Annotated in this window: 20 protein-coding genes; 4 read left to right on the top strand and 16 right to left on the bottom strand. The window is 70.0% G+C overall.

Annotated features, from left to right (window positions below):
• Positions 1-22: 22 nt before the first annotated feature.
• The 6 genes from OG959_RS34515 to OG959_RS34490 all read right to left on the bottom strand — a co-directional run bounded on the left by OG959_RS34515 (position 23) and on the right by OG959_RS34490 (position 6,275).
• Positions 23-943, bottom strand: coding sequence for a VOC family protein (locus tag OG959_RS34515; RefSeq protein WP_326664820.1), 921 nt, complete (start codon positions 941-943; stop codon positions 23-25).
• Between the two features lie 137 nt (positions 944-1,080).
• Positions 1,081-1,998: a LysR family transcriptional regulator gene (locus tag OG959_RS34510; RefSeq protein ID WP_326664818.1), complete on the bottom strand. Its 918-nt coding sequence runs from the start codon at positions 1,996-1,998 to the stop codon at positions 1,081-1,083.
• Positions 1,999-2,152: 154 nt separating this feature from the next.
• Positions 2,153-3,109 (bottom strand): sugar ABC transporter substrate-binding protein, encoded by a 957-nt coding sequence (locus tag OG959_RS34505; RefSeq protein WP_326664816.1) that lies wholly within the window; start codon positions 3,107-3,109, stop codon positions 2,153-2,155.
• A gap of 63 nt (positions 3,110-3,172) precedes the next feature.
• Positions 3,173-4,186, bottom strand: coding sequence for an ABC transporter permease (locus OG959_RS34500; RefSeq protein WP_326664814.1), 1,014 nt, complete (start codon positions 4,184-4,186; stop codon positions 3,173-3,175).
• Complete coding sequence (locus tag OG959_RS34495) at positions 4,183-5,715, bottom strand: sugar ABC transporter ATP-binding protein (protein WP_326664812.1); 1,533 nt, start codon at positions 5,713-5,715, stop codon at positions 4,183-4,185. The genes OG959_RS34500 and OG959_RS34495 overlap by 4 nt, the downstream gene beginning before the upstream one ends.
• The gene (locus tag OG959_RS34490; protein WP_326664810.1) at positions 5,712-6,275 is read right to left on the bottom strand and encodes a carboxymuconolactone decarboxylase family protein; all 564 of its coding nucleotides are present in this window, start codon (positions 6,273-6,275) and stop codon (positions 5,712-5,714) included. Before OG959_RS34490 ends, OG959_RS34495 begins: the two co-directional genes overlap by 4 nt.
• A gap of 217 nt (positions 6,276-6,492) precedes the next feature.
• Between OG959_RS34490 and OG959_RS34485 the strand changes: the two genes are divergently transcribed.
• Both OG959_RS34485 and OG959_RS34480 read left to right on the top strand, forming a co-directional pair.
• Complete coding sequence (locus OG959_RS34485) at positions 6,493-6,897, top strand: cupin domain-containing protein (RefSeq protein ID WP_326664808.1); 405 nt, start codon at positions 6,493-6,495, stop codon at positions 6,895-6,897.
• Between the two features lie 127 nt (positions 6,898-7,024).
• Positions 7,025-7,909, top strand: coding sequence for a sugar ABC transporter substrate-binding protein (locus OG959_RS34480; protein ID WP_326664806.1), 885 nt, complete (start codon positions 7,025-7,027; stop codon positions 7,907-7,909).
• 175 nt (positions 7,910-8,084) lie between these two features.
• Here OG959_RS34480 and OG959_RS34475 read toward each other — a convergent pair whose 3' ends face one another.
• Complete coding sequence (locus OG959_RS34475; RefSeq protein ID WP_326664223.1) at positions 8,085-9,041, bottom strand: IS481 family transposase; 957 nt, start codon at positions 9,039-9,041, stop codon at positions 8,085-8,087.
• Positions 9,042-9,224: 183 nt separating this feature from the next.
• Here OG959_RS34475 and OG959_RS34470 point away from each other — a divergent pair, with 183 nt between their 5' ends.
• Complete coding sequence (locus OG959_RS34470; protein WP_326664804.1) at positions 9,225-9,938, top strand: lysophospholipid acyltransferase family protein; 714 nt, start codon at positions 9,225-9,227, stop codon at positions 9,936-9,938.
• Positions 9,939-10,019: 81 nt separating this feature from the next.
• Here OG959_RS34470 and OG959_RS34465 read toward each other — a convergent pair whose 3' ends face one another.
• From OG959_RS34465 to OG959_RS34430, 8 genes are all read right to left on the bottom strand, one after another.
• Positions 10,020-11,597 carry an alpha/beta hydrolase gene (locus OG959_RS34465; RefSeq protein ID WP_326664802.1) on the bottom strand — a complete coding sequence of 526 codons (1,578 nt, stop codon included), beginning with the start codon at positions 11,595-11,597 and terminating at the stop codon, positions 10,020-10,022.
• A gap of 155 nt (positions 11,598-11,752) precedes the next feature.
• On the bottom strand, positions 11,753-12,550 hold the full coding sequence (locus OG959_RS34460) for an urease accessory protein UreD (protein ID WP_326664801.1): 798 nt from the start codon (positions 12,548-12,550) through the stop codon (positions 11,753-11,755).
• Positions 12,547-13,224 carry an urease accessory protein UreG gene (gene ureG, locus OG959_RS34455; protein ID WP_326664800.1) on the bottom strand — a complete coding sequence of 226 codons (678 nt, stop codon included), beginning with the start codon at positions 13,222-13,224 and terminating at the stop codon, positions 12,547-12,549. Before ureG ends, OG959_RS34460 begins: the two co-directional genes overlap by 4 nt.
• 49 nt (positions 13,225-13,273) lie before the next feature.
• Entirely contained in the window at positions 13,274-13,936 is a 663-nt protein-coding gene (locus tag OG959_RS34450) for an urease accessory protein UreF (RefSeq protein WP_326664799.1), read from the bottom strand.
• A gap of 13 nt (positions 13,937-13,949) precedes the next feature.
• Complete coding sequence (locus OG959_RS34445; protein ID WP_326664798.1) at positions 13,950-15,671, bottom strand: urease subunit alpha; 1,722 nt, start codon at positions 15,669-15,671, stop codon at positions 13,950-13,952.
• The gene (locus OG959_RS34440) at positions 15,664-15,975 is read right to left on the bottom strand and encodes an urease subunit beta (RefSeq protein WP_326664796.1); all 312 of its coding nucleotides are present in this window, start codon (positions 15,973-15,975) and stop codon (positions 15,664-15,666) included. The genes OG959_RS34445 and OG959_RS34440 overlap by 8 nt, the downstream gene beginning before the upstream one ends.
• A 12-nt stretch (positions 15,976-15,987) precedes the next feature.
• Positions 15,988-16,290, bottom strand: a complete 303-nt coding sequence (locus tag OG959_RS34435) for an urease subunit gamma (RefSeq protein WP_148015252.1) — start codon at positions 16,288-16,290, stop codon at positions 15,988-15,990.
• 138 nt (positions 16,291-16,428) lie between these two features.
• Entirely contained in the window at positions 16,429-17,058 is a 630-nt protein-coding gene (locus OG959_RS34430) for a TetR/AcrR family transcriptional regulator (protein WP_326664793.1), read from the bottom strand.
• A 110-nt stretch (positions 17,059-17,168) separates the two neighbouring features.
• Here OG959_RS34430 and OG959_RS34425 point away from each other — a divergent pair, with 110 nt between their 5' ends.
• Positions 17,169-18,161, top strand: a complete 993-nt coding sequence (locus OG959_RS34425; RefSeq protein ID WP_326664791.1) for an ABC transporter permease — start codon at positions 17,169-17,171, stop codon at positions 18,159-18,161.
• Between the two features lie 68 nt (positions 18,162-18,229).
• Here the strand turns inward: OG959_RS34425 and OG959_RS34420 are convergent, their stop codons facing one another.
• Positions 18,230-18,514 (bottom strand): type II toxin-antitoxin system Phd/YefM family antitoxin, encoded by a 285-nt coding sequence (locus tag OG959_RS34420; RefSeq protein WP_326664789.1) that lies wholly within the window; start codon positions 18,512-18,514, stop codon positions 18,230-18,232.
• Positions 18,515-18,575: the final 61 nt, after the last annotated feature.

Raw genomic sequence — 18,575 nt, 5'->3', positions numbered from 1 at the left:
GAAAACGGGGGGAAGTGTCGGTTCAGGAGGCCGGGGTGTTCCGGTCGTCCCGGTTGGAGCGCAGCGACCAGATGGTGTGCGGCGGCGCGGTCGCGTGGACACGGGTCTCGAAGGTGTCGTCGACCCGGTCCATGTCGCAGGCGTACTCCACGCGGCCTCCGCACGGGGCGTGCAGGAACCGGAAGACGTTGGAGCCGATGGTGTGCCGGCCCAGCTTCCGGGCCTCCCGCCAGCCGCGCTCGATCATGTGGTTGCCGCCTTCGACGACATCGTCGAAGCCGGGTACCTCGTACGCGATGTGGTTGACGCCCGCCCGGTCGGGGCGGTGGCACAGCAGGAAGGTGTGCTGGTCGTCGTCGCCGGGCGCCTGCATGAACACGCCCATGGGCTCGACGACATCCGTCGGCCGGAAGCCGAGGAGGCCGGTGTAGAAGGCGACGGCCTGCTCCCGGCCCTCCTTGGCGATGTTGAGGGCGACGTGGCACATCCGCAGCGGCCGGACCTGTCCGACCGTCTCCAGCGGGGCGTTCCAGCGGGTGATGTCGCCGGAGACGTTGGCGGTCCGGGAACCGTCCGGCAGGGGCCTGGGCCGGGCGAGGGTGAGGCCCACCCCGAAGCCGGACATGTCGACGGTGCGGTGGATCCCGTCGGGGGTGTTGTGCACGGGGCGGTCCGCGCGCACCGCGTCCACGATCCGCTCGAGTTCCTCGGCGGTGTCGATGCCCCACACGACCTCGCGGAGGGTGGGGCCGTCCTCGACCGGGGGCGGGAGCAGCGGTCCGGGGCAGGTGTCCAGGTGGACCGTCTGGCCGGCGAGGGTCTCGAACACCGCGTGCTCGTCGGTCCGCTCCACCGGGAAGAGGCCGAAGTCTTCGAAGAACCGCACAGACTCCTCGAGTACCTCGACGCCGTAGGTGACGGATTCGATTCGCTGGATCCCCATGGATTCCTCACTTCGGATGATGCGTGCATGCGGACCGGTACCCGTTCCCGGCGATCCTAGATTTGCCGGGCGCACGCCTCAACGGTCCTGCCGTGCAGGCTCTGCAATCCTTGATTGCACACCATGCGGCCTGGTGCTCAGATGTTTTCGGGAATGCGTGGAATGGGGTTCTTGGAAAACCATTCGGTAAGGAATTCGAGGAAGACGCCGACTTTTCGGGGCGTGGACGGGCCGGGCCCGTAGATGGCGAAGAGCGGGCGGTCGGGGACGCCCCGTTCGGGAAGGAGGACCTCCAGCGCCCCGGACAGCAGGTCGTCGTACGCCGACCGCTGGGGCAGCAGCCCGATGCCGCGGCCGTGGACGGCGGCTTTCTGCAGTGCGATGTAGGAGTTGGACGAGAACGCGACGTTGCGGATCTTGTGCAGCGTGGAGGCGTGTCCGTGGCCGATGCGCCAGACCGGGTCGTTGACGTGCACGAGGCAGTCGTGGGAGGCGACGCCGTTGGGCTCGGTCAGCGCCCCGTGGCGCTTCAGGTACGAGGGTGCGGCGCACAGCATGAAGGGCAGGGACGCGATCTTCTTGAGGCGTACGCCGGAGTCGCGCAGGTCCCGGGTGTGGAACGCGACATCGAAGCCGCCCTCCAGGAAGTCGTAGGTCCGGTCGGACATTCCACCGAGTTCGAAGCGCACCTGAATCTTCGGATGTGCCGCAGAGAACGCGGCGATGGCGTCACCCAGATCGAGGCTGCCTATCCATTTCGGGCAGCTGATGCTCAGCGCCCCTTCTGGACGGTCGTGAAGGTGGGCTATGGACGCGTCCTCGGTCTCTATCTCCCCGAGAATGCGTATGCAGAATTCCGCGTATCTCTGCCCCTGCTCGGTCAGGCTCACCGAGCGCGCGGTGCGATGGACGAGGCGTACGCCCACCTGTCGTTCCAGTTCGGCCACGTGCCGTGAGACCAGTGAGCCCGACGATCCCAGTTTCTTGGCGGCTCCGTTGAAGCTGCCCGTCTGGGCGACGGTGACGAAGCTGTGCATGACGAGCAGGCGGTCCATGGATCCTCCGGGCGGCCCCGGGGCGGGTGGACCCGGGGCCGGTCGTGCGTAAGGGCGGGGGTTACTGCCGCCGGCCGGGGGCCGGGGTGGTGAGGGTACGGGCGTTTGCTGTGACCGAGCCGCTCCCCGGGCAGCGCAAACCCGCCCGTCCGGGCTACTTGGGGCAGTATTGAGGAGCTTGCGCCACGTTGTCCTTGGTGACAAGAGTCAACGGAACATTGCTGATCTTGTCGCCGTTCTTGTCGGCGAGCAGGGCCAGTGCCTTCTCGACAGCGGTCTGCCCGATCGTCATGGCCGAGTTGGCCACGGTCGCGGAGAGCGTGCCCTCCCGGACGGCGGCGATCCCCTCCTCCGTACCGTTCACGGAGACGATCTTGACGTCCTCGGCGCCGGCGGCGTCGAAGGCCTTGCGGACGGCGAAGGCCATCTCCTCGTTGGCGACGAAGGCGTAGTCGAGGTCGGGATGGGCCTGGATCATGTTCTCGGCGACATCCTGCGCCTTGGCGGGGTTGAACATTCCGGGCTGGTTCGCCACCACCTTCGCGGTGGCGGGCAGTGCCGCCTTGAAGCCGCCGACGAGCAGGTCGGATGCGGCACCGGGCGCACCGGCGACCACGCCGACCTGCACCTGCTTTCCGGCGGCGTCCTTCTCGATCCATCCGGCGTCCATGGCGCCGACCTTCTTGAGGTCGACGACGGCGGCACCCAGGATGTCGGAGAGGTCGTCGGTGGAGACCGAGGTGAGATAGATCGGGATGCCCGCGTTCTTCGCCTTGGTGATGTCTCCTTCGAGGGCGTCGACGTTGACGGTCTGCACGATCAGCGCGCTGACGTTGCGGGCGATCATGTCCTCGATGTTGGACAGTTCGGTGCCCGCGTCCTGCTTGGAGTTGGCGGAGTACAGCTTCGCGCCCTTCGCCTCGGCCGTCTGCTCGACCGCCTTGAGCAGACAGGTGTGGAAGTGGGTGTTGGCACCGTTGACGAATCCCAGCGAGGTGGCGCCGTCATCGGATCCGCCGTCGGCTCCCTCGGAGCATCCGGAGAGGAGGAGCGCGGCGACGCCTGCGAGCGAGACCGCGAGGACGCGGCGGGAGCGGGTGGTCGAAGACATGGAGGTGGGACCTTTCCTGCGACATTGACGGGAAGGGCGTGGGGGGAGCGGGCAGGGCGTGGGTCAGTGACCCGGCCCGGACCTGCGGTTGAACTCGTTGACGACGGCCGCGACGAGAAGCACCGCACCGGTGACGACGGGCTGGTAGTAGCTGTTGACCTGGAGCAGGTTCAGCGCGTTGGCGACGACGCCCAGGAGGATCACGCCGAGCACGGTGCCGGGAATCGTGCCGTGCCCGCCGGCCAGCAGCGTGCCACCGATGACCACGGCGGCCACGGCGGTGAGCTGGAGTTGGAGGCCTCCGGTGTTGGGTGCGCTGGCGCCCAGGCGGGAGAGGAGCATCAGGCCGGCCAGTCCGGACAGCCCGCCGGCCAGTGCGTAGAGGGCGAGTTTGCGGGCGGGCACGTTGATGCCGCTCAGCCGGGCGACGTGTTCGTTGCCGCCCATCGCGAAGGCGTCGCGGCCGAAGGTGGTGAACCGCATCGCCAGGCCGGCGGCCACCAGAACCACGACGGCCACGATCAGCAGCCAGGGGACGCCCAGGAGCTTGGCGTTGCCGAGCGCGGACATCTTGTCACCGATGGAGATGCTCATGCCGTTCAGGACGAGCAGGGCGACACCGTCGAGCAGCATGGCCGTCGCCAGGGTGGCGACGAACGGCGCCACCCTGGTGAAGGTCACGACCAGGCCGTTCACCAAGCCGATCAGGGTGGCCAGAAGCAGGGTGGCGATCACGGTGACGGTCGTGGACTGTCCGTGGGAGAGCAGTTGCGCGGCCACCGCGGTGGTCACGGCGGCGTTGCTGCCCATGGAGAAGTCCATGCCACCCGCCGTCATCAGCAGGGTGAGACCGCCCGCGATGACGGCGGTCACGCTGATCTGGCGGAGGATGTTGAGGAGGTTCTGCGAGGTGGTGAACGAGTCGGCCCGCAGAGCGGTGAACACGATCATCAGGATCAGCACGGCGATCAGTCCGCCGTGGGGTATCCGGCCCAGCGAGCTGAGCGACGGACGGGGCCGGGCGGTGGCCGGCGCGGTCGCCCGGTCAGGGGCGACGGAGGGGGATTTCAGGCTCACTGCGGCGCTCCTCCGAGGGCGGTGGCGACAAGTTCGTCGCGGGTGATGTCGGCGGTGTCGTACTCCGCGACGGTGCGCCCCGCCCGGACCACGAGGATCCGGTCGGCCAGACGCATCGCCTCCTCCGCGGACGAGGAGGCGAGCAGAACCGCGACTCCCCGCGCGGCGAGGGCGTCGATGAGGGTGTGGATATCCGCCACGGCGGCGACGTCCACACCGTTGGTCGGGTCTTCGAGGAAGCAGGCCTTGGGGGCCGTCTCCAGCCACTTGGCCAGCAGAACCTTCTGCTGGTTTCCGCCGGACAGGCTGCCGACCGGCGGGTCACCGCCGAGCGTCACGACGCCGTAGTCCTTGCGCCGGGCCGCGGAGCGCCGGGCCAGCTCTCCCCGACGGTGCAGCCTCCTCCGGTGGAACCGGTCGTCGGCCAGCATGAGGTTCTCGTCCACGGACAGTCCCGGGACGAGTCCCAGGGCGCGGCGGTCCCCGGTGACGCACCGCAGCCCGCTCGCGAGAGAGGCCGGCACCCGCCCCAGCGGCACGGGAGTGGCGTCCACGTGCAGTTCCCCGCTCACCGGACGCTGCCGGCCTGAGAGCAGGTCGAACAGGTACGACTGGGCGTCCCCGGCGGGACCGAGCACGGCGACGACCTCGCCCTTGCGGACCTGCGTGGTGAAGTCACGGATGGACCGTCCGTGCGTGAGACCACGGATCGCCAGTCCGATCTCGTCGGCGGGTTCGGGCCGCTCCGGCCGGTGCGACACCACGTCCCGGCCGACCATCGCGCGTACGAGCTCCCCCGCGTCGAACCCGTCGGCCGGTGCGCTGCGCACCACGCTTCCGTCGCGCAGCACCGTGATCCGGTCCGCTAGGCCCAGCACCTCGTCGATGTAGTGCGAGATGTAGACGACGGCGACGCCTTCGTCGCGCAGTCTGCGGACCAGAGTCCTGATCCGGCCGGCGGCCTCCGCGCCGAGGCACGCGGTCGGCTCGTCGAGGATGAGCACGCGTCCACCGCGCCGGACCTCCCGGGCGACCTCGACCATCGTCTGCTCGGCGACGGTGAGTTCGCCCGCGGTACGCCGTACGTCGATCTCGATGCCCAGACCGGCGAGAGCCTCCCGGGCGCGGGAGAGCATCTGCGACCGGCTCACGAAGCCGCCCCGTCGGGGCAGGTCGCCGAGCATGATGTTCTCGGCCACGCTCAGGCCCATGACCAGCTCGCGGCGCTGCGGAACGAAGGCGATGCCGAGGTGGCGGGCCTTGCGCACCGTGAGACCGAAGTGCTCGTGCCCGTCGACGCCGAGGGTGCCGCTGTCCGCCTGGTGCACTCCGGAGAGGACCTGGACGAGTGTCGACTTGCCGGCACCGTTCATGCCCATGAGGGCGTGGATCTCCCCCGGATACAGGTCCAGGTCCACGCCCTTGAGCGCCGCGACCCCGCCGAAGCCCTTGGTGACCCCGCGGACCCGGACCAGGGGGGCGCAGCGGTCGGCGCCGTGCCCGGTGTCCGTCTCGGTCCTCCCGGTCACGGCCGGTGCCCGTCTCCGTCACGGGCGACCCGCTCGAAGCCGCGGATGTCCGGGAAGGGGGGCTCGCGGTCGGCCTGGAGGTCCACCTGGAAGGCGTTGAGACACATGCCGAGCATGGTGAAGTTGCCGAGCGCCCCGATGGTGTCGACCAGGCCCTGCGAACCGAAGTGCTCGTGGGCCCGGGCGAAGGTCTCGTCGGACACGAAGTGGTCCTGGAGGATCTCCCGGCAGAACTCGTAGAACGCCTGGTCCGGCTCGTTCGCGAAGACCGGCCGGCGCTGTTCGGCGATGGCCCGGACCGCCTCCTCGGGCACCCCGGCCTCTATCGCGGTGCGCACGTGCGCGTTCCAGGAGTACTGGGCGTCCCAGTTGCGGGCGGCGAGCAGCAGGGTGAGTTCACGCAGATGCTCGGGAAGGCTGCAGTCGAAACGGGCGAAGGCGCCGAGCGACTCGGCGCGCTCGCACATCTGCGGGCTGTGCAGCCAGACCCGGAACGGCCCCCGTACCGCACCGCGGCGGGCCGTGATGCGCGCGGCCAGCTCCTTCTGGGGCGGAGTCATTTCGTGTTCGCTGAGTACGGGGAGCCTCATGTCGGCGATCCGCCTTTGCCTCGGGCACGGTCCGGTTCCGCCGTGCAATGGTGGCCGACCGTACCCCCGTATCCGGCAACCACATCCCTCCTGACGTGCAAGGTAAAACTGCACGCCGGAGGGCATCACATCCCGGTTCCTGGCCCTAGCCTCGTTCGGCGCAGCCCTGCCGAAAGGAACCTCTCCCATGTCCACCGTCATCAAGGTCGCCGATGTCCCCCTGCTCGACCGTGGCGGCGCCGTCGTCACCACGCCCCTGATCACCACGGTCTCCGCCCGGGGTGAGAACAGGATCACCAGCGGGATCAGCGTCTACCCGGTCGGCTCCGGGGCGCCTCTGCACGCGCACAACTGCGATGAGCACGTCACGGTCCTGGACGGCGACGCCGAAGTGGTCATCGACGGCGAGGTGACCCGGCTGGAGCGGTACGACACCACGTACGTCCCCGCCCCCGTCCCGCACCTGTTCCGGAACGTCGGTGACACGCCGCTGCGGATTCTGTGGGTCTACAGCTCGGGACATGTGACCCGGACGTTCACCGACACCGGGGTGACCGTCGAACACCTCTCGCCGCAGGACCAGATGGGCTGAACAGCCCCACGAAAGGCGGTACTCCCCCGTGTCCCTCCCCTCTGACAGACCGAACGAACCGGTCGGACCCGGCAGTCGCCGCGGATGCCGGAGATCCCTCACCGCATCGGCCGTCGGCGCGGCACTCGTGCTGAGCGGATGCGGTGACAGCTCGGACACGGACCACGACGCCGTCCGGCTCGGTTTCGTCAACGGCGCCCACACCGACTTCCACACCTGTCTCCAGGGCGCCGTCGAGCTCGCCGCCGAGAACGAGGGCGTCAAGCTCTTCACCGCGAACTCGCAACAGGACGCGTCGAAGGAACTGGCCAACATCGGGAAGATGACGTCCTGGAAGGTGGACGCGCTGATCGTTCAGCCCGTGGACATCGGTGCCCTGCCGGGCGACATCGCCCGGGCCCGGAGCGCCGGCACGCCCGTCTTCCTTACCTCGGTGGTGCCGAAGGACACCTCGGACATCCTCGGGGCGGTCGTCGTCGACCTCGAAGAGGCGGGGCGGCTGGACGCCGGGTGGATCGACAGGGACGCGAACGGAAAGCGGTCCGAGGTCGGTGTCATCGCCGGCGCGCCGGGCGCCGCCTCGGATCTGCTGGTCGCCGGTTTCACCGCCGCGCTGCCCGGCAACGCCGAGATCGTGGCGAGCCGGCCCGGCATGTTCGACCCGACGGTGGCAAGGGACGCCGCAGCGGCCATGATCCGGGAACACCCGGGACTCGACTACGCCTTCGCCGCCAACGAGGAGATGGCCTTCGCGGTGCGCGAGGCCTTCGACGCGGCCGGGGCGAAGGGGGTCCGGATCGTGACGGTGAACGGCACCGACAAGGGCCTGGCCGCGATCAGGGCCGGGAAGCTGTCCGCCACGGTCACCAACTCCCCACTGGTGAACGGGACCATGGCCGTCAGGAACGTCCTGGCGCTGCTCGCCGGGAAGGAGGCGGACCGGATCGACTCCGTGCCCCTGGTCCTCGTCGCGAGGAACAACCTGGACCAGGCACCGCAGTACTGCCCCTGAGCCACGACGATCCCAGTCAGCACGCCCCCGCCGCGTACCATCGGGGATCCAGGTCCGCTCCGACGCGCACGGCATCACCCCGGCCCGCTCGCAGACGGTTGCACGACGCGCCGCCCGGGCCTGGGGTCTTTCGTTCGGATCACCCGCGAGTCCGGCATGATCCGAACCGAAGGCCCTAGGTGTATTGACCCGCAGCGTTGTTGACACGGCTGATGGGCGGGTGTCCGTCGATTGCGGTGTGGCAGCGGTGGTGGTTGTAGGTGTGGAGGAAGTCTGCCAGGGCCTCGGTCCGTTCGGTGTTCGAGGTGTAGGGCCGGATGTAGGCCCATTCGTCGAGCAGTGTGCGGTTGAAGCGTTCGACCTTGCCGTTGGTCTGGGGCCGGTAGGGGCGGGTGAGCTTGCCGGTCGCGCCGAGGTCGGCCAGGGCTGTCTTCCAGGCCAGGCCCTTGCGGTAGGCCCATGCGTTGTCGGTCAGGACCCGTTCGATGCGGGTGATGCCGTGGGCGTGGAAGAAGGCGGCCGCACGGGTCAGGAAGCCCGCGCAGGTCGCGACCCTCTCATCGGGGTGGATCTCGCTGTAGGCGAGGCGGGAGTGGTCGTCGACGGCGGAGTGGACGTAGTCGAATCCCATCTGGCTGCGGGTGGCCCGGCCGGCCTGGCGGCCCAATGTCCTGTGGCCGCCGCCGTCGGGGATCCGGCCGAGTTTCTTCACGTCGACGTGGATCAGCTCGCCGGGCCGTTCACGTTCGTAGCGGCGGATCACGGTGCCGGTCGGCCGGTCGATCCACGCGAGCCGGTTCAGCCCGTGGCGGGTCAGGATCCGGTGCACCGTTGAGGCGGGCAGGCCCAGGACCGGGCCGATCCTTGCCGGTCCCAGTTTGCGGGACCGCCGCAGGTCGCAGACCTTTGCCTCGGTGCCGGCCGGGGTCCGGTGCGGCGTCGTACGCGGGCGGCTGGAGCGGTCGTGCAGGCCGGCCTCGCCTTCGGCCCGCCACCGCCGCATCCACTTGTGGGCGGTGGCCCGGGATATACCCATCTCGGCTGCGACGTGGGCGACCGGGCGGCCCGACCGGACCCGTTCGACCAACAGGCGCCTACCGAAAACTGTCAGCCGAGCATTACGGTGGAACACGAAGACCTCCGTGCGGTGAGTTCCTAGACAGCTCCCACCACACCGGAGGTCTTCGTCATGTTCAAGACCTGCCGAGTGTCAACAACGCTCGTGATCAATACACCTAGGCTGTGCACGTCAAGATATCCGCTGACCTGGGAGAACGCAGCCCCGGAGCCGATCCGGCAGAGCTTGGAGCCGCCCGTGTTCTATTACGTGCTCAAGTACGTCGTCCTGGGGCCGCTGTTGCGGCTGTTCTTCCGCCCCGTCATCAAGGGGATGGAACACATCCCGGCGGACGGCGCGGCGATCATCGCCGGCAACCATCTGTCCTTCTCCGACCACTTCCTGATGCCCGCCATCATCAAGCGGCGGATCACCTTCCTCGCCAAAGCCGAGTACTTCACCGGCCCCGGCGTGAAGGGCCGGCTGACCGCGGCGTTCTTCCACAGCATCGGTCAGATCCCGGTGGACCGGTCGGGGAAGAAAGCGGGGCAGGCGGCGATCCGCGAGGGGCTCGGGGTACTGGGCAGGGGTGAGCTGCTGGGCATCTACCCGGAGGGCACTCGTTCGCACGACGGCCGGCTGTACAAAGGCAAGGTGGGGGTGGCGGTGATGGCCATCCGGGCAGGGGTGCCGGTGGTGCCGTGCGCGATGGTCGGCACCTTCGAGATCCAGCCGCCCGGCAAGGTCCTGCCGCGCATCAAGCAGGTCACCATCCGCTTCGGCGAACCCCTGGACTTCTCCCGCTATGCCGGTCTGGAGAACCAGAAGGCGGCCGTCCGGGCGGTCACCGACGAGATCATGTACGCGATCCTCGGGCTGTCGGGTCAGGAGTACGTCGACGAGTACGCGGCCAAGGTGAAGGCCGCCGAGCCGGCGGACGGTGCGGACAAGCCCTCGAAGCGGAAGCGCTGACGGGCGGTATCGCGACGCGTGGAGCGACGGGCCGCCGGTGGCATACCGGCGGCCCGTCCCGTCACTCGGATGTTGCGGGTGTTACGGCTTCGGCGTGGCGTGCGGGGCGCACGTCACGTCTCGCCGGTCGGTCTTCCCGGTGAGCAGGTAGCTGTCCACCCGCTCGTTGATGCAGGAGTTGACCAGCCCGGTGACGCCGTGCGAGCCGGCGCCCTCCTCGGTGATGAGCCGCGAACCCCTGAAGCGCTTGTGCAGTTCGACGGCGCCCTCGTAGGGAGTGGCGGCGTCACGCGTGGACTGCACGATCAGCACCGGCGGCAGTCCCTTGCCGGTGCGGACGTTCAGCGGGGTCTGCTGCTTGGCACGCCAGGTCGCGCAGGGCAGGTTCATCCAGGCGTTGGCCCAGGTCATGAACGGGTGGTCCCTGTGCAGCCGGGTGTTGTCGCGGTCCCATGTCCGCCAGTCGGTGGGCCACTTGGCGTCCGCGCACTCGACCGCGGTGTACACGGCGTTGCTGTTCTCGGACCGGATGTTGCCCGCCGTGTCCGACAGGTCGGGGGCGGCGGCGTCGATCAGTGCCTGGGTGTCTCCCGCCCGGTAGGCGCTCCAGGTCCGGGCGGTGGGTGCCCAGGCGGAGTCGTAGTACGGGGCGCTCTGGAAGAAGCCGATGAGCTCGGCGGGACCGAGCACGCCACCGATCGGGCTCTTCTTCGCGGCCGCACGCAGCTTCAGCCACTCCTGCTCGACCTTCTGCGGGGTCGTGCCGATGTGGAAGGTGGCGTCGTTGGCGGCGACCCAGGCCTTCCAGTCGTCCCAGCGCTTCTGGAACGCGATGTCCTGGTTGAGGTTCGCCTGGTACCAGATGTTGTCCTTCGCCGGGTTGACGACGCTGTCGACGACCATGCGGCGGACATGGGACGGGAAGAGGGTGCCGTAGACCGCGCCCAGGTAGGTGCCGTAGGAGACGCCCAGGTAGTTGAGCTTCTTCTCACCGAGCGCGGCGCGGATGACGTCCAGGTCGCGTGCGGTGTTGGGCGTGGTCATATGCGGCAGCATCTCGCCGCTGCGTTCGGCGCAGCCGTCCGCGTACTCGGCGGCGAGCTTGCGCTGGGCGCGCTTGTCGGCCTCGGAGTCGGGCACCGGGTCGGCCTTGGGAGCCTTGACGAACTCCTGCGGGTCGACGCACGAGATCGGCGCCGAGTGGCCGACACCGCGAGGATCGAAACCGACGAAGTCGTAGGCCTTGGCCGTGTTCAGCCAGAGCGGGCTCTTCGTGGCGATCCGCTTGGGGAACGCCATTCCCGAGCCGCCGGGTCCGCCCGGGTTGTAGATCAGGGCGCCCTGGCGTTCGCCGCTGGTTCCGGTGCTGACGTGCCGGTCGACGGCTATCTTGATCTGCTTGCCGTCGGGCCGCGCGTAGTCGAGCGGGACGGTGACCCATCCGCACTGGATCGGCGCCGCGATGGCCCAGTCGGCCGGACAGTCCGCCCAGTCGATGCCGGCCCTCGCCGCGCGTGCCGCGGCCAGCTGGACGCCGCGCGCCTCGGAGCCGTTGTGGTGGCGGCCGTCGGCGGTGGCAGCCGGTGCGGCTATCGCGCCCGCTATGAGCGTGCCCGCGATCAGAGCGCCGGCTGAGCCGAACGCTGCTGTGCGTCTCAAGTGGAACCTCCCCCATGGTGAAGCGCCTTCGGGTGCGGCGCAGTTCAGTAGGTGCCTCCCGCGGATCCTGTCGTCTGTGAACCGCCTGAGAACAGATCGCACACACACTTCTTTACCGAATCGATAACCGGACACCGGAGTCCTGCCAGCGGTGTTCAGCCAAGCGCGGCGGCCGGTGTTCGGCCATGCGCGACAGCCCCCAGTTCCTCCGTCGCCCTGTCCAGGGCCGCGCGCAACTCCCTTGCGTCGGCGGCGAGTACGGACACGAGAACGGCGGGTCCTGCCAGCCGGGTGAGCACGGCGGTGGCCCCCAGCAACCGGGTGTCCGGGCCCCGGTCACCGAAGTCCGGATCCACGATGAGCAGTTGCCCGGCGGCCCGGTGTCCGCCGAGCACGGCCGGGCCGTCCCAGCCGCCGGGTGCGCCGGGCCCGTACGCCAGTTGCTGGTCGAGGAGCGGGCGTCCGGCGCGGTGGACGGTGAGCCTGCTCAGGAGCGTTCCGGTGGTCTCGCCGTGCCGGCCCAGGATCTGCTCCTCGCGCAGTACCAGCCGTGCGGTGGGGGCGAGTTCGGCCACGGTGGTCATGTGGAGTTCGCTGCCGTGCGCGGAGATCAGCTGCTCGGGGAGCCAGTGGAGCTCGGCGCCCTCCTCCGCCTTCAACGTGATGGCGTAGTGGGCCGCCGCCGCTTCGGATCCGGGCCCGGGCAGGGCGACGGTGGCCGCCGCGGAGTCGACGGTGAGCCGCGTGCCCTGCCCGGCGCGCACCTGGATGGCGAGCCGGTCGCCACCGAGCGGGGCGCTCATCGCACCCACGACGGTGACACGTGCGGCCCCGGGAAGGACGGCTCTCGTCCGGCGCGGGGCGAGCGGCCCCGAGCTCTCCAGGACGGGGAGCGTGGTGGCGCCGCGTGCGTCGCGCACCGCGGTGATGCGGGCGGTGGCGCGGACGCTCACGCGGTCCAGGAGGCGAGCTGCCCCCGTACCCAGTCCGCGACGGGTCCGACGCCCTCGCCCGAGGTGAGCGAGGTGAAGGCGACGGGCAGTTCGCCGCGCTGCGCTGCGGCGTCCTGGGCCATCCGGCCGAGGTCGGAACCCACGTAGGGTGCCAGGTCGGTCTTGTTGATCACCAGCAGGTCGGACGTGGTGACGCCGGGACCGCCCTTGCGCGGGATGTCGTCGCCGCCGGCGACGTCGATGATGAAGATCTGGGCGTCCACGAGCCCCTTGGAGAAGGTGGCTGTGAGGTTGTCACCGCCGGATTCCACGAGGATGAGGTCGAGCGGTCCCACGGTGTCCTCCAGGTCCTCGACGGCTTCGAGGTTGGCGGATATGTCGTCACGGATGGCGGTGTGCGGGCAGGCGCCGGTCTCGACCGCCTGGATCCGCTCGGGCGGCAGCACCGCGTTGCGCAGCAGGAACGCCGCGTCCTCCCGGGTGTAGATGTCATTGGTGACGACGGCCAGGGACAGCTGGTCGCGCAGGGTCCGGCAGAGCGCTGCGACGGTCGCGGTCTTGCCGGATCCGACGGGTCCGCCGAGGCCGATCCGCAGGGCCCGCCGGGTCCCGTCGGGACGTGCGGCGTCCGCGCCGAGGGCGGCCGGGCCGGAGTGGGCGTGGTCGAGGTGCATGGTGCGGCTCCTGTGCTGTTCGGGCGGCGTACGTCTCGGCGCTGCGGGGTCACGAGGCGAAGAGCCGGACGGGGCGTGCGGCATGGGCCTCGGCAGCGATGTCGAGCAACGGGGCTGAGAAGGAAGGCAGTTCACCGATGAGGCCGCGTGCGGCAGCGGCGGCCAGCTCGGCGACGTGGTCGAGCTCGGGCGTGAGCCGGGCCAGTACGGCGGTGGCGTCGAAGGGGTTGAGGGAGAGCAGCCGGACGACGGCGGTGGCCGGTCCGCCGACCGTCTCGTACGCGGCGCAGTACGCGGCGTCCTCGGGAGCGAGGCCCGCCGAGCGCGCGGTGAGGCCGAGAACCACCGGCTGGTGGCCGCCGCGTGGCCGGGCACGCGCGAACGCGTCGAGCTCCTCGCCCGGCCAGGTCGCGCGGGCGGCCCGCATCAGCTGCCGGCCCAGCTTGCGGGCGACCGCCCGCAGGGCCGGTGAGGGAGTACGGGCGTCGGCGGCCTCGTCCAGGGCCAGCGGGTCCTGGCCGTGGGCGGCCGCCGCGGCGAGTGCCGCGGCGGTGAGCCCGGTCGTGTGCAGACGGCCCCGGCAGAACGCGGCGAGGTCGTCGGCGTTACGGATGCGTCCTGCTACGACGGCCGCCTCGGCACCGCCGGAGTGGGCGTGGCCCCCTGCGGGGAAGCGGCCGTCGGACAGGACGAGGAGGGCGGCACGGCTCATCCCTGGTCCGTTCTCAGAAGAGGAAATAGCGCTGGGCCATGGGGAGTTCGGTAGCGGGATCGGGCTCGACCCGATCGCCGTCGATCGTCACCGCGAAGCTGTCCGGGTTGACGTCGACCCGGGGCAGCGCGTCGTTCTCCCGCATGTCGGCCTTGGTCACGCCCCGGGTACTGGTGATCGGCACGAACCGTTTTCCCAGCCCGAGCCGCTCCGGCAGACCGTCCTCGATCGCCGCTGCCGAGACGAAGTTGAAGGAGTTGCCGGCCGGGGCCCTGCCGACCGCACCGAACATCGGGCGCGGCAGCACGGGCTGCGGGGTGGGAATGGAGGCGTTGGCGTCGCCCATCTGCGCGTACGCGATCTGGCCGCCCTTGATGACGAGCTGCGGTTTGACCCCGAAGAAGGCGGGTTCCCACAGGACCAGATCCGCGAGCTTGCCGGTCTCCACGGAGCCGATCTCCCGGTCGAGGCCCTGCGCCACTGCCGGATTGATGGTGTATTTGGCGACATAGCGACGGACCCGGTGGTTGTCGGCCCGTCCGTCGCCCGGCAGTGCGCCTCGCCGCTTCTTCATCACGTGGGCGGTCTGCCAGGTACGCAGGACGACCTCGCCGATGCGGCCCATGGCCTGGGAGTCGGAGGAGATGATCGAGATGGCGCCGAGGTCGTGCAGGATGTCCTCGGCCGCGATGGTCGAGGGCCTGATCCGTGACTCGGCGAACGCCAGGTCCTCCGGCACGGCAGGGTTCAGGTGGTGACAGACCATCAGCATGTCGAGGTGTTCCTCGATCGTGTTGACGGTGTGCGGCCGGGTCGGATTGGTCGAGCTGGGCAGGACGTACGGCTCCGAGACGACGCTGATGATGTCGGGGGCGTGCCCGCCGCCCGCACCCTCGGTGTGGTAGGCGTGGATGGTGCGCCCGGCGATGGCGGCCAGGGTGTCGGCGACGAATCCGGCCTCGTTGAGGGTGTCGGTGTGGATGGCGAGCTGGGCCCCGGTCTCCTCGCACACGCCCAGGCAGGCGTCGATGACCGCGGGGGTCGCACCCCAGTCCTCATGAATCTTGAACCCGAGTGCACCTGCCCGGAGTTGGGAGTGCATGGCGTCACGGGACATCGTGTTGCCCTTGCCGAGCAGGCCGATGTTGACTGGGTACGCCTCCAGCGCCTCGAACATCCTGGCCAGGTGCCAGGGCCCCGGGGTGATGGTGGTGGCCTTGGTGCCCTCGGCCGGGCCGGTGCCGCCGCCGACCAGGGTGGTGATGCCGCTGGAGAGGGCCTCGTCGACGAGGGTCGGCGAGATGAAGTGCACATGGGCGTCGATGGCGCCCGCGGTGAGGAACTTCCCGTTGCCCGCGATGATCTCGGTCTCGGGGCCGATGACGAGGTCCGGATGGACGCCGTCCATCGTGTCCGGGTTCCCGGCCTTGCCGATCCCGGTGATCCGGCCGTCGCGGATACCGATGTCCGCCTTGACGACACCCCAGTGGTCGATGACGACCGCTCCGGTGATCACGGTGTCCGGCGCTCCTTCGGCGCGCGTGGTGCGCGCCTGCCCCATGGACTCCCTGATCACCTTTCCGCCGCCGAACACCGCCTCGTCGCCCGCGCGTCCGGGTCCGCCGCAGCGGTCCTCCTCGATCTCCACGAGCAGATCGGTGTCGGCCAGACGGATCCGGTCGCCGGCGGTGGGGCCGAACAGGTCGGCGTACACGGCACGGTGGAGTTCAGCCATCGAGGGGACCTCCGGTCTCGCCGCGCAGTCCCGGGACGATACGCCGCCCGGCCAGCGGGACGAGTTCGATGTCGACGGGGACGCCCGGCTCGAAGCGAACGGCCGTTCCTGCGGCGATGTTCAGCCGCAGTCCGCGTGCGGCCGCACGATCGAACTCGAGGCCGGGATTGGCCTCGGCGAAGTGGTAGTGCGACCCCACCTGAACCGGCCGGTCGGCCGCGTTGAGGACGGCGAGGCGGCTGACGGGCCGGCCCGCGTTGAGCGGCACGGGGCCCTCCGCGTACAGGATCTCTCCCGGAATCATCGCGGCGGCCCGTCAGACGATCGGTTCATGGACGGTGACGAGCTTGGTGCCGTCGGGGAACGTCGCCTCGACCTGCACGTCGTGGATCATCTCGGCTATGCCGTCCATGACGTCGTCCCGGGTGAGCACCTTGCGTCCGGACGCCATGAGCTCGGCGACCGTACGGCCGTCGCGTGCCCCCTCCATCAGATGGGAGGTGATGAGGGCGACGGCCTCGGGGTGATTGAGACGCAGCCCTCGAGCACGGCGCTTCTCGGCCACGTCGGCGGCCACATGTATGAGCAGGCGTTCCTGCTCGTGCGGGGTCAGTTGCACGCGTCCACCTCACAGTTGTCCGCCCAGTACCGGCCCTGGGCGCAGCGAGACACTAGCGATCTTCAACAGCTTGTTGAAGATCGAACCGGTGTCGCACGGCGAGGTATTGCACGTTAGAGCCGAAGTTTTTCCGGCGCGTTAACTGGCCCTTTGCAGATCCATGGACATCAGCCCGCGCAGGCCGTTCTCGAGGACCTCGGGTCCCACGTCGCCGAACATGGCGAGTTGGGCGATGAGACCCTGGGCGGTGGCGATCAGCGTGCGGGCGATGTGCTCGTCCGGCACACCGGCGGCGAGCAACCCTCGCGCGCGGTACTCGCCGACCAGCTCCGCCCAGGAAACCCGCAGACCCTCGTACGCCTCGCCGAGGGTGGCCGCCAGCCGCTCGCTGCGCAACGTCTCGGCCCACACCTGGAGGATCAGCCCGGCATACGCCCTCGGGTCCAGCCCTCCCGTCCGTGCGGTGTCGTCGCCGAACAGGGTGCGCACCACGCGGCCGATCAGCACGTCAGGAGTGGGCGGAGGACTCACCCGCGCGGCACGCTCGAACGCCTGCCGGACCCCGCCGACCGCCTCGCCGGCGATGGCGGCGATCAGATCCTCCTTGCCGCCGAAGTAGCGGTAGACCGCACCGGCCGACAGCCCGACCTCCTTGAACACGTCCTGCATCGAGGTGGCATGGAACCCGTCGCGGGCGAAACACCGCGCCGCCCCGTCGAGGATCTGCCGGCGGCGGGCGTCGAGGTGTTCCTGGGATACACGGGCCATGAGGCCAATCTAAAACGAACGTTCCTTCTTGACAACCACGCCACCCCGCACGACAGTGGCGTCATCGCGTAAAACGAACGATCATTCTCTTTGAAAGCGAGGTTCCCGCCATGTCCGCTGCCCCGGACCGCCGTTTGGTGGCGGTCGTTCTCCTGGTCCCCGTCGTGGTGGCGCTCGCCCTCTGGGCCTTCGCCTGGCCCGCCGCCCGCATGGCTCCCCGCGATCTCCCCCTCGGCGTCGCCGGCTCCGCACCGGCCGCCGACCGGCTGGCGCAGCGGCTCGAACAGCGCGACGGCGCCTTCGCGATCCACCGTTACGACTCCGAGGACGCCGCCCGCACCGCTATCAGGGACCGCTCCGTATACGGCGCGGTCGTCGTCACCCCGAAGGGCCCCGAACTGCTGACGGCCTCCGCCGCCGGCCCCGTGGTCGCCCAGCTGCTGAGCGAAGCGGTGACCGCGTCCGCGCCCGCGGGCACCACAGTGCCCGTCACGGACGTGGTGGCGGCACCGGCCGCGGATCCGCGAGGCAGCGTCCTAGGCGCGAGCATCCTGCCCCTGGCGATCGCGGGCGTGGCCACCGGTTCGGCGGTGACGCTGCTGAGGCTGCGCGGCGGGCGCGCGGTCACGGCGCTGCTCGGCGTGGCCGTCCTGGTGGGGATCCTCGCCGCCGCGCTCACCGACAGCTGGCTCGGAGTGATCACCGGTGACTGGTGGAGCGAGGCGGGGGCACTCGGCCTCACGGTGCTCGCCATCGGCGCGACGGTGGCGGGGCTCGCCGCACTGATCGGACCGGCGGGTATCGGCCTCGGGGCGCTGCTCATGGTGCTCGTGGGCAATCCGTTCTCGGGCGTCACCAGCGCGCCGGAGCTGCTCCCCCGGCCGGTCGGGGCGATCGGCCAGTGGCTGCCGCCGGGCGCGGGCGGCTCACTGCTGCGCTCGGTCGCGTTCTTCGACGGGCGGGCCGCGGGCGGCGCGGCCCTCACCCTGGCCCTGTGGGCCGCACTCGGTCTCACCGCAGTGATCATCGGCGGCCGCCGCCGGCCCCCGGCGCCGGACGCGCCCGAGACCACGCCGTCGCGACAGCCCGCATTCGCGGGCTGAGCGGCCGGCCGTGAAGGCCGTGCGTCCTCTGCCGACAGCGGGGGGACGCACGGCCTTCCTGCGTTCCGTCAGTTGCCCGGCCCCTGCTGCCCCCGATGCTCGGCAGCGATCCCGAAGCGGTGCCGTTCGCCCGGAGCGGACGCGGAGGAGCCGATCGAGGAGACCGAACTGATCACCGGCTCCCGCTCCGCCGCCTCCTCGTTCTCAAGTCGCTCCAGGTCAGCAGCCGATACGAACGCCACCAGGGGCTTGCCGTGCCGCGTCACGACCACGCGCTCGCCGCCGTAGACGACTCGGTTGATCAGTTCGGCCAGGTCGGCTCGGGCTTGCGTCACCGGAATCTCATAGACCATGCTCCCATCATAACCTTCTGTACGTCCTGTACATTTTTTACAGAAGTGCGCGGGCGCCTTC

It is taken from the genome of Streptomyces sp. NBC_00385 (assembly GCF_035917155.1).
In the GTDB taxonomy this organism is placed as follows: domain Bacteria; phylum Actinomycetota; class Actinomycetes; order Streptomycetales; family Streptomycetaceae; genus Streptomyces; species Streptomyces poriferorum.
The sequence above is the reverse complement of the archived record's forward strand: the minus strand, read 5'-3'. Positions and strand labels throughout refer to the sequence as shown.

Coding starts and splice junctions, on each gene's coding strand:
- OG959_RS34430 (WP_326664793.1), bottom strand. CDS start 17,058: ATGGCCCGTGTATCCCAGGAACACCTCGACGCCCGCCGCCGGCAGATC.
- OG959_RS34505 (WP_326664816.1), bottom strand. CDS start 3,109: ATGTCTTCGACCACCCGCTCCCGCCGCGTCCTCGCGGTCTCGCTCGCA.
- ureG (WP_326664800.1), bottom strand. CDS start 13,224: ATGCACCTCGACCACGCCCACTCCGGCCCGGCCGCCCTCGGCGCGGAC.
- OG959_RS34445 (WP_326664798.1), bottom strand. CDS start 15,671: ATGGCTGAACTCCACCGTGCCGTGTACGCCGACCTGTTCGGCCCCACC.
- OG959_RS34450 (WP_326664799.1), bottom strand. CDS start 13,936: ATGAGCCGTGCCGCCCTCCTCGTCCTGTCCGACGGCCGCTTCCCCGCA.
- OG959_RS34510 (WP_326664818.1), bottom strand. CDS start 1,998: ATGGACCGCCTGCTCGTCATGCACAGCTTCGTCACCGTCGCCCAGACG.
- OG959_RS34440 (WP_326664796.1), bottom strand. CDS start 15,975: ATGATTCCGGGAGAGATCCTGTACGCGGAGGGCCCCGTGCCGCTCAAC.
- OG959_RS34420 (WP_326664789.1), bottom strand. CDS start 18,514: ATGGTCTATGAGATTCCGGTGACGCAAGCCCGAGCCGACCTGGCCGAA.
- OG959_RS34515 (WP_326664820.1), bottom strand. CDS start 943: ATGGGGATCCAGCGAATCGAATCCGTCACCTACGGCGTCGAGGTACTC.
- OG959_RS34490 (WP_326664810.1), bottom strand. CDS start 6,275: ATGACTCCGCCCCAGAAGGAGCTGGCCGCGCGCATCACGGCCCGCCGC.
- OG959_RS34425 (WP_326664791.1), top strand. CDS start 17,169: ATGTCCGCTGCCCCGGACCGCCGTTTGGTGGCGGTCGTTCTCCTGGTC.
- OG959_RS34485 (WP_326664808.1), top strand. CDS start 6,493: ATGTCCACCGTCATCAAGGTCGCCGATGTCCCCCTGCTCGACCGTGGC.